The sequence below is a fragment of the Pedobacter sp. R-06 genome (assembly GCF_049913135.1).
Taxonomy (GTDB): domain Bacteria; phylum Bacteroidota; class Bacteroidia; order Sphingobacteriales; family Sphingobacteriaceae; genus Pedobacter.
Genome location: NZ_CP183977.1, coordinates 451,880 through 472,993 on the forward strand (window position 1 = coordinate 451,880; position 21,114 = coordinate 472,993).

Consider the following 21,114-nt stretch of genomic DNA (forward strand, 5'->3'; position numbering starts at 1 on the left):
TCAAATGAAAATATTTTTTTCCATACTCACGTTCATCTTTTTATTCTCGGTAAAGGACCTTTGTGCTCAAGGTACCATGATTGTGAGTGGTACCGTTAAAGAAAAAGGGACCAATGTTGGCCTGCCAGGTGTAAGTATCACATTGAAAGGACCTCCGGATAGAGCAATTAGCTCAACAAAAGCGGATGGTAGCTTTACGGTAAGCGTACCGGTAAATGCAAGATTAAAATTTACGATAATAGGCTTTGAGCCGAGAGAAGTTACTGCTACCAAAACCCTTAACGTTGTACTAAATCCGGATGTAAGCACTTTGAATGACCTGGTTATACGTGGATTCGTTACCAAAACCCGCGATTTAAGTTCTGGTTCTTCGGTAAAGATTTCTGGCGATGATTTACAGCAGGTTCCTGTTGCAAATGCCGAACAGTTGCTACAAGGTAAGGTGGCAGGGTTAAATATACAGGTGAATACCGGGGCACCTGGTTTTCGGGGCAGTGTATTACTGAGAGGACTTTCGAACGTGGAGGTAAACGCATCCTCTACAGGTAATGATGCGGACGCTTTTCTTAGCCCAACTTCACCATTGTATGTAATTGATGGGGTTCCAACCGATGTCGATCCGGCTACTGCCGATAGTTTTAATTCTTTTGGAGGTGCAAGTCCACTGTCGCTGATCCCACAGGAAGATATCGCCAACATAGAAGTACTCAAAGATGCACAGGCCACCTCATTATATGGGTCTCGCGGGGCTTATGGCGTTATTCTGATCACCACGCGCCGGGGAATGTCAGCTATACCCAGATTGCGTTACACCACCAATTTTTTTATCAGTACTCCTCCAAGGCTTCGTGCTACAATTGGAGGTAAAGCGGAACGCGATTTAAAATTGCAGCAGATTTTCCAGTATGGAGGTTTCAGGGATATCAATTCGTTGTTAAATTCGAGTGCAGCTTTGGTTGATAGTTTAAATCCTTATTATAATAACTCTACAGACTGGCAGGATATCTATTATGGCACTACCTATAATCAAACGCACAATATCGGTGTAGAAGGTGGTGATAAAAGCTTTAATTACAAGACCAATTTTGGCTATTACAAGGAAACAGGCATCCAGGTAAATACCGGAGTAACCCGCTTTACGCTGAGCAATAACTTTGAATATAAACCAAGTTCAAAAATTTCACTTTTCGCTTTGGTTAATGGTAGTATTATGGATCGGAAAAAGGGGAATGGTGTTGGTCTGCTAAATACAGGGATTGCCCGAAGCGCGGCTGCTTCGTCTCTCTTACCAGGGCCTTCATTATTTTTAGCCTCTAACGATGATCTTGCCAATCTTAATGTAGATAACAGCAACCCAACTAAGAACCTAAAGACCAATCTTGAATTTACCTATTACCCTATACCGGGATTAACATTACGTACAACCGGCAGTTATGATATTGTAAATTCGGTTGATTATACTTTTACCCCTGCTATTGCCAACACGCAACAGGCTGCAATACAATATTTCAATGATACCCGCAAAACACTTTATAACAGAAATTTAGTATCGTTTTCCAAAATATTAAAAGGCGGGCATGATTTTACCATATTTGCCTTTAACGAGGTTTATTTTAAAAAATATCAGGCAAACGACCTTAAGCAGGTTGGGCTTTCTTCAGATTATTATCTGGGGCCTTTTGGCTTTGTCAGTGGAGCTTCTTCTACCAGAGGGGCGGGGCTACGGGCCTACAGTAATTTAAGGGCAGTCTCTTTTGCAGGAAGTTTCTCTTACAACTATAAAAGAAAATATGTTCTTGATGCCAGTTACCGGATGGATGCCACATCTTTCAGTGGAGTTGACGATCCATATACCAGGAGCCCTTCTATCGGTCTGAGGTGGAATATGGAAAGAGAAACTTTTTTTAGTGGTTGGAAATGGTTAACATATAGTGCATTACGATTAACCTGGGGTAAAAATATAACACCAACGGGAAACATATTTACGGTTTATGGAACTTATAATCCAAATGGAACCTACAATGGTCAATCAAGAATAACCATCGATCAGGCTTTGATTCCAAATAAAAACCTGGGCTCGGCTGAAGGAACAACATATAACCTGGGTTATGATTTAGGCTTGTTTAATAATAAGGTTCAGCTAGCTTTTGAGTCATACTATCGCGCCATTGATCGCCAGGCCAGAAATTTAGCCCTTCCAAATATGGTAGGATTTGACAATGTTTTAAGCAATGAGGTATCAATCCGCAACTGGGGTAACGAAATTTCCCTTACCCTTCGTCCGCTTCCGTTAAATAGTAAGGTGAACTGGTCTTTTACGATTAATGGGGCAATGAACAGGGACATGTTAACCAGGTTACCTGGCGGGGTTCAACAAATTGTAATTGGTGGTACAGTGCTGCGTGTAGGGCGTAACGCACTTTCAAATTATATCTATGAAAATAAAGGTGTTTATGCGAATCAATCAGATGTTCCTGTAAACCCTGTAACGGGGCTTCCATTGCGCCAGGGAGGTTCAGGCGGTGGTTATTTCCAGGCAGGAGACCCAATTTTCGGTGACCGTAATGGCGATTATATTATTAATGATCAGGATGACCGCTCAGTAATCGGAAATTCGCAGCCTATATATACAGGCGGATTTGCAACAACAGTAAGTTATAAAAATTTCTCTCTTTCATTAAACGGTTCATTCACTATCGACCGCGATATTATGAATACAGCCATTGCCGAAAGATTGGTCATGACTGGAAACCCGTTTGGTACGCAAGCCGTTTTACCATTAACCGGATTGGATTTTTGGACTAAGCCGGGCGACATTGCAAAATATCCGAATCCGTACAACTATACAAGGGCAGTTCTGGTTGCTCCATTCAGAACCAATCAGAGCTTGTTCCAGGAAGATGGTTCTTACTTTAAAATAAATGCTGTTACAGTAGGCTATACGCTTCCAAAGGAATTGGCAAATAAACTTAGGCTTAACAATTTGAGGATCTATTTAACCGGAGATAACCTTGCAACCTTTTCCAGGTACAGCGGACCTAACCCCGAAAATGTAACTGCACTCGGTTTTGATAATTCTGGTGGATATCCTTTGGCAAGAAGGTATACAGTAGGCTTGAATTTGGAACTATAAATCACGAATATGAACATTAAAAATATACGATTTTATTTAATTCTTGCACTTGTGCTAAGCGGTACAGGTTGCAAGAAGTTTCTTGAGGTTGAATCGATAGAAAGGTTCTCCGGAAACCGCTACTGGAAAACCGGGGCTGATGTAGAGGCATTTACCATTGATATTTATGCAAGGCTTTGGGATAAACTCTCTAATTCTTGCTTTTGGCCTGCTGCAGGCGAATTTAGGCTTGGAGAGATTAGATCGAATACAGCAGTTGCGGGAGTAACGAGCTTTCAATCTAATGACCAGAACCGAAGGGTGGTTTATGATTACCTGGCAAAAAACGACATGAAGGCTGTCGTTTACGGAATAGCAGCTAATTCACCATGGTTAACTAACGGTGGGTCGTCCAGAACATTTAACACAGTATTGGCTTTTAATTTTGTGGTCAATACTAATTGGACAGATTTTTACCGTGTTATTCAGGAAGTTAACATCATGTATGAGGAGGTAAACAAAGGCATTCCGGGTTTAAGCGATACCGATAAACAGAAGTATATGGCCGAAGCTGTATTTATCAGGTGCCTAACCTACTTCATTATGGTTAGAATTTATGGAGATGTTGCCTATTATACCGATGCAAATCATTCCACACCACTAGGCAGAGAGAAATTTACCAGTGTGTTGAACAAATGTATCGCCGAACTTGAACCGCTAAAAAATAATCTTCCATGGAAATATGATGATCCGGCGCTAAACGGTGTACGGGCAAACCGAGCTGGAGCAATCTCTCTACTTATGAACATGTATATGTGGAATGCCGGATTTGATGAAGCAAACAAAAACAGTTATTATGAGAAAACAGCAGCTTTAGGAAACGAACTTATCCAGAGTAACCAGCATTCGCTTATTCCCATTGAAGAAACCAGCCGGATATTCCTGGGTGGAACCAGTGAAAGTTTAATTGAATTAAAGGAAAGTTCTGCTTTTGCATCGGGCTCCAATCTTTTTTATAAATCGGCATTTCCTGGCGAGCCCGTTGTTTTAACCAAACATGAAGAAAACGGAACCACAACGCACCTGCATTATAAAAAAGCGTATATCGATTTTTTATTCGGTACAGGAAGTGATTACCGTGCAGACATGATTCAAAACAGGGACCAAGAGAACGGGCGGTTTGCCTTATCTAAATTTGAAGGTCCGGTATCTGTACTGGGCTTCCCTGACTGGGGGCTTGTGCTTTTTAGGTATGCAGATGCCGTATTACTCCAGGCCGAGGCCCTTGCCAACTTAGGAAGAGATGGAGAGGCGACAACTGTGGTCAATATGGTGAGGATGAGGGCTAATGCACCAGCTTTATCTGGTTTAGTAGGCCAGGATTTGCAAGATGAGATATTTAAGGAAAGGGGGCGCGAACTGCTTGGGGAAGGTTACCGTTTTTTCGACCTGGTACGTACAAAACGGATTCTTGATCCGAAATGGAGTTCAAACCCATTATCTCCTGATCAGTTTAACCGAGGAGCATGGACATGGCCGATTGATCCTGCTGCCCGCGATAGAAACCCTTTTATGACATTAAATGATTACTGGTTCTAACAATTTATATCATCACAATGAACTATTTTAAAAAAATATCAATGCCGTGGCTGTTAGTATTATTTTCTTGCTTGCTATTTTTTGCCTGCAAAAAAGATCAATACTATTTTGACGGGGGCAAATCTAATCCTGTTTTCGCCGGAACTGCTTTGGAATACCTAAAGTCAAATCCAAGGAGCTTTGATACGATTGTCAACATCATTAAAATAGCCGGCATGGAACGCCAGTTTAATGAAGATACCCTTACATTTTTCGCCCCCCAGGATTATGCCGTTGCTTTGTTGATCAAACAAGTCAATTCAACCTTATTTACTTACGGAAAAGATACGGTGAAAACCCTTACCGATATAGATGGATTGATTTGGCGCAGGTATCTTTCAAACTATATTTTTAAAGGCGCAAACAGGCTTAACGATTATCCACAAATAGATGTTGGCGCAAAAGCCATATTTCCGGGCCAAAATTATGTAGCTTACAGCGGAGATGTATTTAATATTGGCGTAAGATATGCTGATGCCGGTGGGGTGAAATACACAGGTTACAGGCAATTATTGCTGTCTTACATACCTAATATAACCCAACCTTTAGATAATTGGGTCAGTATCCCCATCACTTCTTCTGATGTACAGCCAAAGCATGCTGTAGTGCATGTATTGAGCACAGATTTTCCGTTTGGAGCTGACCCTCAAAATTTAATCCAGGACGTATTATTAACTAAGTAATTCGAAGTATGTCAGTTTTTAAAATAAAAATTTGGTTTATGGCCTGCAGCCTTTTATTGCTATTGCTAGCTGGCTGTAAGGATGAAGTTAAAGAATTTGAAAACCCCTATACAGGCGGAAAAATGCCTTTGGGATTAAAATTTAACACAGCCAGTGCTATAGAACCTGCGCAAGGCAGTACCAATGATGTGATAACCGTAAGTGTAATTGGAGCCGAACAATATAAAGCTCAACTTCGTTTCCAGTTTAGTGGAGAAGAAGCGGAAATCGTTTCGATTGCAGGCGATGTGGTAAAAGTTAAAGTTCCTGCTGCGGGCAGTTCAGGCTCAACTTCCATACAAATTGGCGATCAGATCTTTTTCGGTCCGCAGTTTAAGGTTTTTGGCAAAATATCGGATGATCCTTATTTCAAGGCAAAAATAGGTGCAAACAACACCATTTACGATGCCTATAAATTGAAAAACGGAAAATATTTGATGGTAGGAGAGTTTACAGATTTTAATGATAAAGGAATTGTTTTGGCTATTAAAAAAATAGCGGAGACTACTTACGAAGGTGAAATTCAACGGACTTTGCAACTGGGTACCGGCGTGGTTAGTGGCTACCTCAGTGCTGTTACTTCAAGCACGAACGATGCCAATATTTTTGTTGCCGGAAATATGTCTGCATTCGATCTTAAAGGGCCCGTTAAAAATATCACAAGACTTAATTCTTTTGGCGCAATTGATATGAAACAAGTTGATAGTTATTCATCAAAAAATGGAGGTGCAGCTTATCCAAAACCTTTTGTTCCTGCTTTTAATGGAGGAACAGACGCTCCAATTAAGCGGCTTTTTCACTTCAACAATGGGATAATTGCCGTAGGCGGATTCAAATATTATATTTCTCATCGATATGATGTTGGGAGAACATTTACCTACACCTCTGGTACTACAACATTAACTGGCTATAGAGATAGCCTTGTTCGCGATTCTATCCCGATCAGGCAGGTAGTACGCTTTAAGCTGGATGGAAGTCTTGACAACACATACCATTTTACGGGAGGAACTACTCTTGAAGGCGGTAACGGTAACATTTTAGATGCCGTGATGCAGGCCGATGGTAAATTGGTATTGGTAGGCGCTTTTTCAAAATTTGATAATAAGGCAGCAGGAGGAATTGTTAGACTTAATCCGGACGGAACTGTTGACGACTCTTTTCAGGTAGGTAAAGGTGCTACAGGTTATATTACCAGCATCAACTGGAACAGCACTACGCAAAGATTTGTACTTACCGGTGTTTTTAGTTCATTTAATAACCGGTCCATTCAGAATATTTTGGTGCTCAAAGCCGATGGTTCAATTGATGATGCCTTTGTTTCTGGAAATTTTGATAGTGGTTATCCGTCGTTTGCACAGCAGTTATCGAACGGCCTCATCATTGTGTCGGGCAATTTTAAAAAATATAACAACGTACGGCGTGCAGGATTTATGATTTTATCGCCACAGGGGGGCTTAGCTCCAGGTTACAATACCTTGGGCGAGTTAACAGGAACAATTAACAGGGTGTTAGAGGAGCGGAATAAAGATAATAAACGAAGCATCGTTTTGCTCGGCTCATTTAGAAAATTCGACTCGCAAGCTGTTCAGAATATCAAAGGTTTAGTGCTTGAGGATTAATTAAAAGTAAATTATGAAAAAGAATTTTACAACGGTAATGGTAAGGCTATTCTGCTTTTGGGCGGTGGCCATTTTGGGGAGTTCTTGCCAAAGTGAATTTGACAAGGTAGCCCCTTTAGTTATAAACGATACCACTTTCAATAATCCTAAGGCAAGGAAAGTTTTGGTCTTGGTTGCCGATGGGTTGCGTGGGGTAGCTTTAAGAGAAGTAGGGCCACCAAATATAACCAGCCTCTTAAAAAAGTCTACCTATTCGTATTACTCCGTTAGTGATGAAGGTTATGATGAGGCCACCACTTGGGCAGACCTTTTTACCGGGGTATCAAAAGCTAAACACGAGGTAACAAGTGCAACACTCGGTAATAATAAGCTGAATTTGTATCCTGCAGTATTTCAGCGTATTAAGGAGGCGAATGCAGATCTCAGGATAGCAACTTTTTCTTACAGCAATGTATTTACAGACAACTTTACAAGCGATGCCTCTGTTAATTCGAGGGCAACTTATAATAGTGATACAGAAATTCAAAATGCTGTTTTGAAGGAATTAGCTGATGATAATGCCGGCGTGGTAGTGGGTATGTACAAAAATGTAAATACGGCCGGCAGCACCAATGCGTACGAGAGTTCAAATCAACAGTACAAAAATGCTATCCTTCAGTTTGATACATATGTTGGCCAGGCCATGGAGGCATTAAAAAATAGAAAAAATTATAGCAAAGAAAATTGGATGGTTATTATTACCTCCAATCGCGGCGGGGCAGCGGCAAGTGTGGTGAATGATAATACTGTATTTTCAAATCCAAAAGCCAATACATTTACGCTTTTTTATAACGATAGGTATCAATCAAAACTAATAGACAAACCATTTACCGGCAATGTGTATGACGGAAACTTCGTCCGCTTTTATTCATCTACAGGAGTAGCATCTGAAGCAGCTCAACAAAGCGGTGCAATCAGGGCCGAACTCAGGTTTGATGACGTTTTAAAATCGTCCCCTGTAAATCCACTGAATTTCGGTAGCAATGGTGATTTTACTATTGAATTAAAGATGCGAAAGAATTTGAATACAATAGGGACTTATGCTCCATCGACTAATAAGAATACTTATATTTATCAATGGCCTTGTTTTTTTGGTAGGAAGATTGCCAAGTTTAACGCTTCTGGTGGTGCGGGCTGGGCATTGTCTTTAGAGCAACTTACCTGGCGTTTTGTATTATCCAAAGGGACAGGGGCTAACGCAGGCAATGAAATTGGGGTAAATGCCGATGCATCTAAAGTTAAAATTCAGGATGGAAACTGGCATGCGCTTGCTATTGTAATCAGAACAGAGGGTACAAAGCGTTTTGTCTCTCTGTATACCGATGGCATTTTCAACACTAAAGCAGAAATCCCTGAGGCGCTCTGGTCATCAATAGATGCTTATAACGCACCCTATACGATAGGTTATATTCCTGATGATACCAAGGATCCGTTTGATGGAAATGTGTCTGATATAAGAATCTGGAGAAAAGCATTGTCTGATGAGACCATCAAGCAATTTTCTTGCGACACCTATGTGAGTAGTTCTCACCCTGAATACAGCTACCTCGCCAGCTACTGGCCTTGCAGAGATGGCGCTGGCGGGAGGTTTAAGAATGAAATATTAACGGAAAATGGTAATTATGATTTTAAAGTACTTAAGGGAGGCACACCTCTTGTAAAGGGTACTGAACTTGCTGGTAGTACTGTGTGGGAAAAAAGCACTTATCTTGTTTGCCCAATTTCTCTTCCCAATATATCTGCCACAGTACCTGGCTCAAAAGACATAACAGCACAGATCTTATCTTGGCTAAGTATTCCCATCAAGGAAAATTGGAATTTGGATGGTCGAGTATTTTTAAACAATTAAGCCTGAACCACATGAATATCCTATACAAAAATTATACTAAAATGGCCATCCTCGCTTGTTCCTTTTTCTTACTTACAGTCTCTTTTCTGTACTCTTGTAAAAGGGAAGGCTTTGTAGATGATGTGAATTCCTCTCCAGGAGTGCTTAAATTTGATTATCCATCGCTCGTTAATGCAGTGAATGTTGGCGATGTTACAAAAGGAGAGGACCGGATTATTTTTCCGGTCCGGGTAGCATTGGAAAACCCTGCAAATTCTACCTTCACCGTTAATCTTCAACCAGAGCCACAGCTGGCAACTTCGCAAACGGTGGCCAATGCTGCAGTGATCAATTTTCCAGATTTTTCAATGCCTCAATCTGTTGAAGTGAGGTTTGGTACAAGAAATGTAACTTTTAATGTGGCTGTTACCGCAAGTGCTATTGAGCGGAATTACGGTAAAAATCTAGTTTTTGCCTTAACGCTTACTAGTCCGTCAAAACCGCAAAAATTGGATGAAAGTAAAAAATCTGTGGTTTTTACATTAAATACTGCAGATATAGCTAAAATAGATGAGTTACATTTTTTATCGTTTACTGCTGCGGCAAGAAACCCAAACCAGGTAGTAACGCAACTCACTTCTCCTAATCTGGCCGCTAATAATGTAAGCTTCGATAATACTGGTTTCTCGATAAAGGCCCAGGTAGATTTAGGTGGAAAAGCCTCCAGGGGTTTTAGAACATCAATTGCCTATAATGCCGACACCTTAAAAACATTGATGGCGAAAGGACTGCTCCCTGCAGGCACCGCTATTCTTACCAAGGCCGCATTGGATCTTACTGATGTCGTTTTAGATGATTATAAGAGTTCAGTTGTGGTTGAAATGAGGGTCAACATCGATAGTATATTTGCAAAGTACCCGTCTAAAGTAGCAGTTGCATTTACCTTATCCAATCCTGAAAAATACCAGGTTAACGCTGCAAAAAGCACACTGGTTTATTTAATAGACCCTCTGCGTATATTTTCGGATATCACCAAAGTGATGAAAAATACCTCACAACCCTTTAAAACCAGCACAATAGACCCAAACCAGGGGAGATGGGGAGTGCTTGCGGGCTGGCTATTTAATTCGCAGGGAAATACCCATCAATCTTATAGCCCAACAAACGAGTTGAACGGTTTGTATGGTTCGTTTGATAACAACAACAGTACCCAGATTGCATTCGAATCTGGTTTTGCCGCTGCTGATGCCGGAAAGCCGGGAGGTTCTCCCACTACGCCCAATATTACAAATGGCAAGATCTATCAAACTGTTTTGTTACCTGCAGGAACCTATAAATTTGATACAAACGTTAGGGGTGGTATAACAACCGATAATACCAAGGGCGCTTATAGTGTTGCTGCAATAGGTACAAACATTCCCGATATTGCAGCTCCAACAACTCCTGCAAACTTTGTAGGAAGGGCAGCCATAAATGGATCAGGAAACAAATCGTTTACCTTTACTCTCAATACCGCTACTACCGTATCAATGGGCTTTGTTGCCACGCTTTCGGGTAACCAGACGGTTAACATATCGGGGGTAACGCTAACACGTACGTTAAATCCTTAGTGTTTATTAGAAAATATCCTTGAATTGGGGGTCAGAATTGTAGTTTAGTTAAAACCTTTGAAATCAGATGAGTTTAAAGCATTCTTTATCACCTGTTAATATTTATGAAATTTACATTTAATTTTTTATGTCAGATTTTTTTGCTTGTTATACTCAGTGCCACCGTTTTCGGTCAGAAAACGGAAAATTGGGGTGCGCAAAAAGATGGTACTTTTTACAACCCAGTTATACCTTCAGATTACAGTGATTTAGATGCTATCCGCGTTGGTGATGATTTTTATGCCATATCGTCAACCATGCAGTTTTCGCCCGGAATGGTCGTATTACATTCTAAAGATTTAGTGAACTGGGAAATTGCGGGGCATGTAGTTGCCGATCTTACCCGGATCAGTCCTAATTTGAACTGGACTAAAATGAACAGTTATGGCAGAGGCATCTGGGCGGGTTCTATCCGATATTATAAAAATAAGTTTTGGGTCTATTTCGGGAGTCCAGACGACGGATTTTTTATGAGCTCGGCAACCGATGCAAAAGGCCCTTGGGAACCGCTTCACCAGGTCTGGAATGTATCGGGATGGGACGATTGTTCTTCTTTCTGCGATGATGACGGACAGCTTTATTTTATAGCCACAAACTTTAAACTGGATCCTAAGACCAATAAAAAATACAATATTCACCTCTTTAAGATGGCTCAGGATGGCAAGAGCCTGCGTATGGATACGGATATGATTATTCATCAATCATCTGGTAGTGAGGCAAATAAATTATATAAGATCAATGGCTTATACTATCATTTTTTTAGCGAAGTAAAAGCAGAAGGCCGTGTAATGATGATGGAAAGATCGCGGAATATTACCGGCCCGTGGGAAATCAAACAGTTAAACCACGTAAACAAGAATACCGATAAGGAACCTAACCAGGGTGGATTAATGCAGTTAAAAAATGGGCAATGGTGGTTTTTTACGCATCACGGCTCTGGCGATTGGGAAGGAAGGGCAGCAAGTTTGCTACCGGTAACGTGGGTAGATGGCTGGCCTATAATCGGTAAGATTGGCGATGATAATATTGGGAACATGGTATGGTCTGGAAAAGCCCCGATTCCCCTTAATCCAAATATAAAAATCCAAACGGACGACGATTTTTCATCAGTGGTACTCCGCCCGCAATGGGAGTGGAATTACCAACCCAGAACTGACAAGTGGTCGCTTTCTGAAAGAAAAGGCTTTCTTCGCCTTAAAGCTTTTCAACCTATAAAACCTGATGATCCGAAAAAAATATTATTAAGGGCCGGTAATACCATTACGCAGCGCAGTATGCGGACCAGGGCTAATGAGGCTACTGTGAAACTGGATATTAGTGGCATGGCCGACGGACAGTTTGCGGGCTTGACTCACTTTTCTACAACATCTTTGAGCATGTTGGGTATTAAACAGCAAGGCGATGAGCGGCTGATGGTGTACAATGCAGATGGACAGGAATCGCCTGGAATAAAAATAAAAGAAAATATAGTTTGGCTGCGGTCCATCTGGGATTACCAAGGCCAAAATCGTTACTTTTATAGTTTAGATGGTAAAGAGTTTTTTCCTATTGGTAATGTTAGTCAGTTAACCTGGGGGAGTTACCGGGGCGACAGGATTGGCATTTTTAATTACAATAAACTTGCAGAGAAAGGCTTTGTGGATATAGATTACTTTAACTACAAATATTCCAAATAAAGAGTAGGTATTTATGGGCTATTGGTCATTCACCCACTTTTAAAATTAAACACACAAATATTATCTATGATTCGTTTTTTATTTTTCCTGACAATTTTTTCCAATTTATGCATTAACTGCTTTGGACAGAAAAATGACTTGCTGTGGTACAATGCACCTGCAAAAAAATGGACTGAAGCTTTGCCCGTTGGAAATGGAATGTTGGGCGCCATGATTTACGGCGATCCGTCTAATGAATTGCTCCAGCTTAACGAGGCAACTTTATGGAGTGGCGGTCCGGTAAAGGCAAATGTAAACCCCAAAGCGCCCGAATACCTGGCGCGTACACGGGATTTGCTTTTGAAAAATGAGAATTACCAGGAGGCAAATACCGAGATAAGGAAAATGCAGGGTGTTTATTCTCAATCTTACCTGCCAATGGCAGACCTTAAGTTGAAGCAAGATATTGGCCCCGGTCAGTTTGAAGGTTATGTAAGAGACCTGTCTATTGATGAAAGTTTGGCTTCTGTTAATTTCAAGGCAAACGGAGTAGCCTACAAGCGCGAGGTTATCGCCACAGCTCCGGGCAAAGCCATTGTTATCCGCTTAAGTGCAGATAAGCCTGGCATGATCAGTTTTTTTGCCAGTGTAAGTAGTCAGCTTAAGGGGGTGATAACTGCAGATGGGAACAATGGGATTATTTTTAAAGGAAAAGCTCCATCGCAGGTTGATCCTAATTACGTGAACTATAACCCCAAGTCAATAAACTATGAAGATGCTGATTGCCGCGGTATGCGGGTAGCCATGCAGCTTAGAGCTATTTTGAAAGGCGGAAGCATTAAGTCAGATACCTCTGGTGTAAATGTGGCAAATGCCGACGAAGTGTTGCTGTTTATTTGTGCTGCCACCAGTTTTAACGGTTTTGATAAGTGCCCTGTAAGTGAAGGGAAAGATGAGATAAAAATTTGCAATAATAATCTTACGGCAGTGATTAAGCGCCCATGGAAGGAGCTGTATACTGAGCATGTAGCCGATTATTCGCGTTATTTTAACCGTGTTAAATTTAAGTTAGGCACCGTAAATGATAATTCAAATGCAAAGCTTCCAACCAATGAACGCCTTATTGAATTTAGTAAAGGTATAACCGACCCGGCATTTGAAACACTTTTGTATCAATATGGAAGATACCTGCTGATTAGTTCTTCGCGACCTAGTGGGCCACCAGCGAATCTCCAGGGGATTTGGAACGCCTCGATGAGACCACCATGGAGTTCCAATTACACCATCAATATTAACACGCAAATGAACTATTGGCCTGCTGCCATCAGTAACTTGGAAGAAATGGAATACCCATTGTTCGAGTTCATCAGCAATTTAGCTGTAACAGGTAAAAGCACAGCGAAAGATTTTTATCACATGAAAGGCTGGGTTGCCCATCATAACAGCGATATCTGGGCTTTAAGTAACCCAGTAGGGAATTTAGGAAAGGGTGACCCTAAATGGGCAAACTGGTACATGGCAGCTCCGTGGCTAAGCCGGCATTTATATGAGCATTATCGCTTTACCCAGGATAAAAACTTTTTGAAAAAGGCTTATCCGGTAATGAAGGGAGCAGCAGAATTTTTATTAGATTATTTGGTAGAAGATAAAAATGGACACCTGGTTACGGCGCCTTCATTCTCACCCGAAAATGAATATTATGACGATAAAGGAAAAAAGGCAAATACTTCTATCGCTACAACCATGGACATGTCGATTGTTCGCGACCATTTCCGCAATTGTATAGAAGCTTCTGAAGCACTAAAAACTGACCCTGAATTCAGAAAATTACTTAAAGCGAAGGTAGCGAAACTATACCCGCTTCATATTGGTAAGGCAGGTAATTTACAGGAGTGGTATCAAGACTGGAAAGATGTAGAGCCGCATCACCGCCATGTAAGCCACCTTTATGGCTTACATCCGGGACGTGAAATATCGCCACTAATCAATGCAGATATCGCTGCCGCCAGTAAAAAGACACTGGAATTACGTGGAGATGAAGGAACTGGCTGGAGCCTTGCCTGGAAAATCAACTTCTGGGCCCGTTTACTCGACGGTGATCATGCTTATAAACTGGTTCGTGATTTAATGCGCGATTTAAGTGTCTCAAAAGGAGGTGGTTTATATCCGAACCTTTTTGATGCACATCCTCCATTTCAAATAGATGGAAATTTTGGTGCAACATCCGGTATTACAGAAATGCTCCTGCAAAGTCAACTCGATGAGTTACATCTTTTACCGGCACTTCCAACATCGTGGGCAAGTGGAAGCGTATCCGGACTAAAAGCCAGAGGTGCTTTTACAGTTGATATGGAATGGGATGCAGGTAAATTAAGGTCGGCATTGATCAGATCTGGAAGTGGAGGCAATTGCGTAATCAGAACCATTTCCCCGGTTCGTATAGATGGCATTAAAACAAAAGTCACTAAATCAACAAATGGATACCTGACAACGTTTTTAACCAGTAAAGGAAAGGTTTATAAAATAAGAGGCTAAGCATGAAAAATCTGGAAATAGTGTTAACTGCAAGGTAATTAATAAGTTAAATTTTGTATTTGTAGGTCTAAATGTAATTTGTTGGCAATGTACCCTTAAATACTACAACTCAGATACCACCGGAAACTTTAGGGTAAAGATAGAAGGAATTATACCTGACGGCAAAATGTCACGCAACATATACCGGTATAGGGTAATAAAATAAACCAATGTTTTTAATCAATTATATTTTTCGAATAAAACATAAACCAACAGATTTATATATGAACATAAATGCATCATCAAAATTTTCCGCGTCTATAATAATATACATACTGATATTTTCCCTTTCAGCTAAGGTTACCTTTGCCCAATCTGGCTTCAAGGCTACCAGGATCTCTAATGGATTGTTGCTCCGTTCGGGAAATAAGACACTTAGGGTAGAATTTGTAGATCCGGCAATTGTTAGGGTAAGAAGTGTTCCAGATGGTGACTTGAAAAGCAATGAGACCGATGTATGTTTACCGCTGTCCGAAAAAAATGTTAAACTTGATTTCACAGGCGGTGGCAATTTTGTAAGCCTTAAGTCCAAACAGCTTGAGGTTAGGGTAATTTTAGCCACGGGAAGTGTAGCATATTATGACAGTAAAGGAAATACGCTTTTAAAAGAGGACCAGCAAAAACCCCGCAATTTTGAGAAGGTCGAACTGCTGAAATCCAATTATAACGACGAAGTGAGTAAGGTCGAGAAAACAGCTAATGGAGATCGGGTTCAGGCTAACATCACCAACAAAGAAAGGGTAGGATCGGCATGGCATGCCGAACAGAACTTTACCTGGCAGCGGGGAGAGGCCTTATACGGTTTGGGTTCCCATCAGGAAAACCTGATGAACTTGAGAGGCACTAGGCAATATCTCTATGAACATAACCTAAAAAAGAGCATGCCAGTTTTAATGTCCGATATGGGGTACGGGCTATTGTTCGATGTGGGGTCGGCCACGATATTCCGGGATGAGCCCGAAAAACATGGCATGGAAATGCTGGCTGTAAATCAGATCGATTACTATTTTATGTACGGACCTGAATTCGACCAGATCATTCACCAATTCCGTACTTTAACCGGCAAGGTAGAAATACCTCCAAAGTTCATGTTCGGTTATATACAGTCGAAAGAACGCTACAAAAATGTCAACGAGCTGGATAGTGTTTTAAACAGGTTCAGAAATGATGCCATTCCGCTGGATGTGATTGTGCAAGACTGGCAATACTGGAGGGGAAATTTATGGGGCTATAAGAGGTTTGATGAGACCAAGTTCCCCGAGCCTGAAAAAATGATCAGTAACATCCACCAAAAAAAAGCACATTTTATGCTATCCATCTGGCCACAGGTAGCTGCAGAGGAAGAAAAGGAGATGTCGGCAAAGGGCTATGTTCTGGGACGTAAAATATACGATGCCTTTAATCCGGCGGCGAGAAAGATGTATTGGGATCGCTATGTGAACAAGAATCTATTTTCAAAAGGGGTTGATTGTTGGTGGGCCGATTCATCAGAACCTGTTGATTATGATTGGTCTGGGAAAGCTAATGATATTGCCAACAATCCCCTTGTCCGTTTTCAAAAGAATGTACAGGTGATGGCCGATCTGCTTGGAGACCTCAGGGTAAATCTATTTTCCTTACACCATGCAATGGGTATCTATGAAAATCAAAGGTTAACTTCAAGTACCAAGCGTGTAGTGAACCTTACAAGAGCATCCTATCCGGGAATGCAGCGGTACGGGACAGTTGTATGGAATGGAGATACCAAAGCAACCTGGAACGATTTTAAGAGCTGGATCTCCGGTGGATTAAACTATATGACCACAGGGTCTCCTTATTGGACAATAGATGCGGGAGCATTCTTTGTTAGACCAAGCAAGACATGGTTCTCGAACGGCGACTTTCCAGATGGTACATCAGATGATGCATACCGGGAATTTTATATCCGGAATTTACAATATGCCTGCTGGTTGCCAGTTATGAGGAGCCATGGTACCGATTTTGCCAGGGAGCCCTGGCAATTTGGTGGGCCAGGAAATGCATTTTATGATGCTATACTTAAACAAATAAAACTTAGATACAGGCTTCTGCCATACACCTACTCAATAGCTGCAATGGTTCATAAAATGGATTATACAATGACCAGAGCATTGCTTTTCGATTTCCGTAAAGATAAAAAGGTGAAGGATATCAAAGATGAGTTCATGTTCGGTAATGCATTTTTAATATGTCCGATAACTGATCCTCAATATTTTGGAAAGGGCTTATCATCGCCAGGCGATAAGACAGTAAAAAGCAGGACAGTATATCTTCCTGAAGGCACATTGTGGACCAATTTTTGGAGTGGGCGGAAATATAAAGGCGGGAAATCTATTGATGCGGACAGCCCCCTAGATTACATTCCTGTTTTCGTTAAAGCGGGTTCAATTGTTCCGTTAGGTCCGAACCAGCAATATGCAGGCGAAAAACCGGATGCGCCTCTTGAGATCAGAATCTATCCAGGCAAAAATGGTACGTTTACCGTTTATGAGGATGACGGCACCACTTATGACTATCAAAAAGGTAAAACAACCAGCTATGACCTATCTTGGAATGATATCCGTCGTGAATTCCGTATTTCCAAAAGTCGGGGATCTTACGATGGAATGGTTACAGCAAGAAAAATGAACATTGTGCTCGTAGAGAAAAATAAAGGCCTCGGCGATGGAGAATTTACTGGAAAGCAGCTGGTTTATGAAGGGATGGAACTGGTAATATCTTTATAACGAAACGATCGTTGTTCTTCCTGATTGCGTAAGTCGATTTAATTCATCGCATAGCAGACATATTTTATTTAAAGATGGATGTAAATCCGGCTTTTTAATTTACGCTTTATTTTCTGCTAGGCCTGCGTTGGAAATAATCAAGATTTTAACGTTGGTAAGTAGAAAAATAAGATAGATTTTGGGATTCCTTAAGCAAGATGCCTCTAAATATGGGCATTTTAATATATCGCTGGTTTGGCATTATGTTCGTGGTTTTGGATTCATTTTTTTTATTTTTACTGGCTATGATCAACCAGCATAATCATACTGATGAGGAACTGATCATAATGTTGAGGGAGAACGAAGTGGTTGCTTTCAAGAAAATTTATACCAGGTATTGGTATGAGTTGTATGTAATTACCAATAAAAGATTGAGGTCTAAAGAGGCTGCAGAAGAGATTATCCAGGATTTCTTCACCACATTATGGATCAATCGGGAAAAAATAAATATCAAGGGATCTTTAAAAGCCTATCTCCATTCCGCTATTCAATTATTGATTATATGGCTAAGGAGGCCACACGGAACAATTACCTCGAATTGCTTTCATTTAATTGCCAGGGAGCAACGAACACCTCTGAAGAAACACGAATAGTGGTCCGGGCCCTTTGTCCTGTAAACCTGTAAGAAAATGGATGAGCACGGGATGATACTGGTCAAGCCGCTCTGGCCTAAGCTGATAGAGCAACCAGTCAATTGTTGGGCATCTCCCCTATAGGTACCATATATTTTTTCTGAATAGCGGCAAAAAGGTGCCAGCCCAGCTCTTCTATAAGAAAACGGCGTCCTACGACATCAGATTGCCCATATAGCCGCGGAATGTCGATGAAGTCTTTGTTTCAATTGATGTGCCTTTGATCTTTTTGAGGGAAGAGAAACTGCTTAACAAAAGAAGTTGCAAAAGGCGATTGCCGGATAGATCCGGAACCCAGCCAAAGTGTTCGGACAGAGCGCTCGAATTAGATAGGAAAATAAAGGTATAACCTATTTCCTGTACCCACACCAGCAGGGACGCATAGGCATCTGCATGTGAGTAATGCCAGTGGATCCTTTTACCTTCAAACTCCTCGGTAAACCAACCTATGCCATAAGGACTTTTTGAGCCGACGTTTAATGTTTGCGGTGTAGTTACCCTGGCATAGTTGGCAGCGGTGATCAATTTGTGATCTTCGTACCTGCTGGTGTACTTGGCCAGGTCTCCAAGGGTAGATAAAATGCCGGTCGCCGGGAGAAAGCCTGTGTCCAGCAATAATTCACCGTATCTTCTTTAAATGCATGTTTTAAAGTGTCATAAATGCATGGGGTGTCAATATGTTTGAACAGGGTATCTTTGCGCGAATCTGGGAGTTCCGCTATCGCATTTTCCATATGCAGGGGTTTAAAGATCCTCTTCTGGAGTTCCAGGGAATAACCATCAGTAAAAGGCGCATAACTGCCGGCTGATTCGAAAACACCATATATAATTGAAGCGGCTTCCATTATAGACAAAGGAATTGCCTGGGCCGTCTTCGGGTGTGTGGCTTAGGAAATGCCTGATGCGAGTGTTGGCATCCACATCATAGAGCCATCCAAAGTATGTATTAATGAACCGGTAGTTCGGCGCCTAATCTTCAAGCGAAGCGTCATGTTCCTGCTCATACTGCATAATCAAGTTTGCCGTAAATGTTTTAGTTACTGAAGCGATCTGAAACAGTTAATCATCCGTCAGTGGTTTTTTCTCCAGATTGGCATAATCTTCTACCTGATGGTAGATTATTTTTCCATTTTTAATCACCCCAACTACCATACCCAGTGATTGTAAATACCGCTGTAATAACTCAAGGTTTTGCCGAACAAATTAAGATCGCCGGTTTGGGTTTTCATAGAGGCCGGTGGCTGTAACTGTAAAAGCCATAAAACAGCAGGATATTGGTATATGGATGAAAGCGAACGGAGAAAGTATATACGGTACCAGGCCATGGAAAGTTTTTGGAGAAGGACCTGCACAACAAAAATCACCTGCATTAAGCGCACAAGGGTTTAATGAAGGCAAAGGCGTACCTTTTAGCGATAAAGACATCAGGTTTGCCGTTAAAGAAAAAGAATTGTTCGCTACGGTTATGGCCTGGCCTGCTGAAGGTTCGGTTCTGATTTCCAGTCTGGCCGAAGGATCATCAGATTATCCCGAAAAAATAAGCAATGTGCACCTGCTTGCCACCAAAGAAAATCTGCGTTTTGAAAGAAATTCACAGGGATTAAAAGTTTATTTTCCCGCAGATCAGCCAGAGGCTTCATACGCCAATGCGCTTAAAATTACATAAGCTTAATGACCTGAACCCGATAATTATTTAATTAAAAACTGTTTTATAAACGCCCCTGATTAGACCAATTCGTCATGCTGAATTTATTTTACAAGTATAAATAGTGTTTGCAATTGCCATGTAGCTATTACATGGTCAACATCTTTTTAGCAATAAAGACCCTGAAATAAATTTATTGTTGTCCGGTTAAAGTCCAGCTTAACAATAAAATCCTACAATTAGAGCTGAAAAAGCTGCTTTTCTATCATTTTTAAAAGGAAAGCCCTCTTATTTTTATGGTTTTCAAAATTCATAATTAAATCCGGCTGTCCGGAGCAAATTAGTACATAATTAGTGTTTCTAAGTTTTAAAGCCTTTATAGCTTCGATATTCGAGAAGAAAATATTTTAATCTTCAAATACTATAACTATTTTGAAGTTGGCTGTCCGGTTAAAAATTATTAAAATATTTTCTCCGGACAACAGTGAAATAAATTCAGGGTGACAACTACTTTAAATCAAAAAACTAATTTAAGCTGCCAAAAACTGATATTAATTATCGAACTCAGGTTATCAACTTGTTGTATGATATTCCGTCATTGCTGAGGCGGGATATGAGCGAGCCGAAGCAATCTATCATATAATTTATTATCAAAAAAGTTTTTTTTAGCTTATTGTTTAAATGGTATTCAAGCTCGCTTCGTGGGTGCTTCGCTCGGCACAAAACCGCTTCTTCAGTTCGCAATGACGAAATTAATACCCAAAACTCACATTAATTACTACGCAAAATGAAATGCCGGAATTGTTCCTATTTAAAAATAACCGATTCTGCTCAAATTAAAAGTTCTTCTGGGCTGGCCTCTCTTTTTTTAAAAAAAAATCTCATGGAAAGAGTATAGAAAAACATAGATATTGTCTTATGTTAAATAAGCGAAAAATTTCACTTGTTTGAACCAATTAACCAAATATCTAACCAATTTCAACTCTACCTTATGAAACTATGTTACGCTATTCATCGGTTTTTGTGATCCTCTCATAAACGCAATGCTGTTTTTGCAAAGGTCGTAAATAACAATAGCCTCTACAATCTTAAATACCACAGCTTTTAACCATTGGTTTAAAGTTAAATAATCTGATAACACACACATTTGATGGTTACCTCAGCGAGACAATGCTGCTTTACCAGTTTCGACCATCGCTCAGTAGGTTTGTCCGTTAA

Annotated in this window: 12 protein-coding genes; 11 read left to right on the forward strand and 1 reads right to left on the reverse strand. The window is 40.8% G+C overall.

From position 1 onward, the window contains the following. Window positions 1–4 precede the first annotated feature (4 nt). From ACN9MR_RS01830 to ACN9MR_RS01875, 10 genes are all read left to right on the forward strand, one after another. Window positions 5–3,133: a SusC/RagA family TonB-linked outer membrane protein gene (locus ACN9MR_RS01830; protein WP_426327978.1), complete on the forward strand. Its 3,129-nt coding sequence runs from the start codon at window positions 5–7 to the stop codon at window positions 3,131–3,133. A 9-nt stretch (window positions 3,134–3,142) separates the two neighbouring features. Continuing rightward, the gene (locus ACN9MR_RS01835) at window positions 3,143–4,711 is read left to right on the forward strand and encodes a RagB/SusD family nutrient uptake outer membrane protein (RefSeq protein ID WP_426327979.1); all 1,569 of its coding nucleotides are present in this window, start codon (window positions 3,143–3,145) and stop codon (window positions 4,709–4,711) included. A 41-nt stretch (window positions 4,712–4,752) separates the two neighbouring features. Continuing rightward, window positions 4,753–5,433: a hypothetical protein gene (locus ACN9MR_RS01840; RefSeq protein ID WP_426327980.1), complete on the forward strand. Its 681-nt coding sequence runs from the start codon at window positions 4,753–4,755 to the stop codon at window positions 5,431–5,433. 38 nt (window positions 5,434–5,471) lie between these two features. Further along, window positions 5,472–7,091 (forward strand): DUF5008 domain-containing protein, encoded by a 1,620-nt coding sequence (locus ACN9MR_RS01845; RefSeq protein WP_426327981.1) that lies wholly within the window; start codon window positions 5,472–5,474, stop codon window positions 7,089–7,091. Window positions 7,092–7,104: 13 nt separating this feature from the next. Beyond that, on the forward strand, window positions 7,105–8,979 hold the full coding sequence (locus tag ACN9MR_RS01850) for a LamG-like jellyroll fold domain-containing protein (protein WP_426327982.1): 1,875 nt from the start codon (window positions 7,105–7,107) through the stop codon (window positions 8,977–8,979). Window positions 8,980–8,990: 11 nt separating this feature from the next. Next, window positions 8,991–10,568, forward strand: coding sequence for a DUF5013 domain-containing protein (locus ACN9MR_RS01855; RefSeq protein ID WP_426327983.1), 1,578 nt, complete (start codon window positions 8,991–8,993; stop codon window positions 10,566–10,568). A gap of 104 nt (window positions 10,569–10,672) precedes the next feature. Continuing rightward, window positions 10,673–12,283 carry a glycoside hydrolase family 43 protein gene (locus tag ACN9MR_RS01860; protein ID WP_426327984.1) on the forward strand — a complete coding sequence of 537 codons (1,611 nt, stop codon included), beginning with the start codon at window positions 10,673–10,675 and terminating at the stop codon, window positions 12,281–12,283. 138 nt (window positions 12,284–12,421) lie between these two features. Continuing rightward, the gene (locus tag ACN9MR_RS01865; protein ID WP_426327985.1) at window positions 12,422–14,797 is read left to right on the forward strand and encodes a glycoside hydrolase family 95 protein; all 2,376 of its coding nucleotides are present in this window, start codon (window positions 12,422–12,424) and stop codon (window positions 14,795–14,797) included. A gap of 263 nt (window positions 14,798–15,060) precedes the next feature. After that, window positions 15,061–17,580, forward strand: coding sequence for a TIM-barrel domain-containing protein (locus ACN9MR_RS01870; RefSeq protein WP_426327986.1), 2,520 nt, complete (start codon window positions 15,061–15,063; stop codon window positions 17,578–17,580). A gap of 209 nt (window positions 17,581–17,789) precedes the next feature. Continuing rightward, window positions 17,790–18,212, forward strand: a complete 423-nt coding sequence (locus tag ACN9MR_RS01875; RefSeq protein ID WP_426327987.1) for an RNA polymerase sigma factor — start codon at window positions 17,790–17,792, stop codon at window positions 18,210–18,212. A 192-nt stretch (window positions 18,213–18,404) separates the two neighbouring features. Here ACN9MR_RS01875 and ACN9MR_RS01880 read toward each other — a convergent pair whose 3' ends face one another. Continuing rightward, complete coding sequence (locus ACN9MR_RS01880) at window positions 18,405–18,866, reverse strand: hypothetical protein (RefSeq protein ID WP_426327988.1); 462 nt, start codon at window positions 18,864–18,866, stop codon at window positions 18,405–18,407. 622 nt (window positions 18,867–19,488) lie between these two features. Here ACN9MR_RS01880 and ACN9MR_RS01885 point away from each other — a divergent pair. Then, window positions 19,489–19,917, forward strand: coding sequence for an alpha-L-fucosidase C-terminal domain-containing protein (locus tag ACN9MR_RS01885; protein WP_426327989.1), 429 nt, complete (start codon window positions 19,489–19,491; stop codon window positions 19,915–19,917). The last annotated feature ends 1,197 nt before the right edge of the window (window positions 19,918–21,114 follow it).

Coding starts and splice junctions, on each gene's coding strand:
- ACN9MR_RS01835 (WP_426327979.1), top strand. CDS start 3,143: ATGAACATTAAAAATATACGATTTTATTTAATTCTTGCACTTGTGCTA.
- ACN9MR_RS01850 (WP_426327982.1), top strand. CDS start 7,105: ATGAAAAAGAATTTTACAACGGTAATGGTAAGGCTATTCTGCTTTTGG.
- ACN9MR_RS01875 (WP_426327987.1), top strand. CDS start 17,790: ATGGGCATTTTAATATATCGCTGGTTTGGCATTATGTTCGTGGTTTTG.
- ACN9MR_RS01840 (WP_426327980.1), top strand. CDS start 4,753: ATGCCGTGGCTGTTAGTATTATTTTCTTGCTTGCTATTTTTTGCCTGC.
- ACN9MR_RS01860 (WP_426327984.1), top strand. CDS start 10,673: ATGAAATTTACATTTAATTTTTTATGTCAGATTTTTTTGCTTGTTATA.
- ACN9MR_RS01870 (WP_426327986.1), top strand. CDS start 15,061: ATGAACATAAATGCATCATCAAAATTTTCCGCGTCTATAATAATATAC.
- ACN9MR_RS01830 (WP_426327978.1), top strand. CDS start 5: ATGAAAATATTTTTTTCCATACTCACGTTCATCTTTTTATTCTCGGTA.
- ACN9MR_RS01845 (WP_426327981.1), top strand. CDS start 5,472: ATGGCCTGCAGCCTTTTATTGCTATTGCTAGCTGGCTGTAAGGATGAA.
- ACN9MR_RS01855 (WP_426327983.1), top strand. CDS start 8,991: ATGAATATCCTATACAAAAATTATACTAAAATGGCCATCCTCGCTTGT.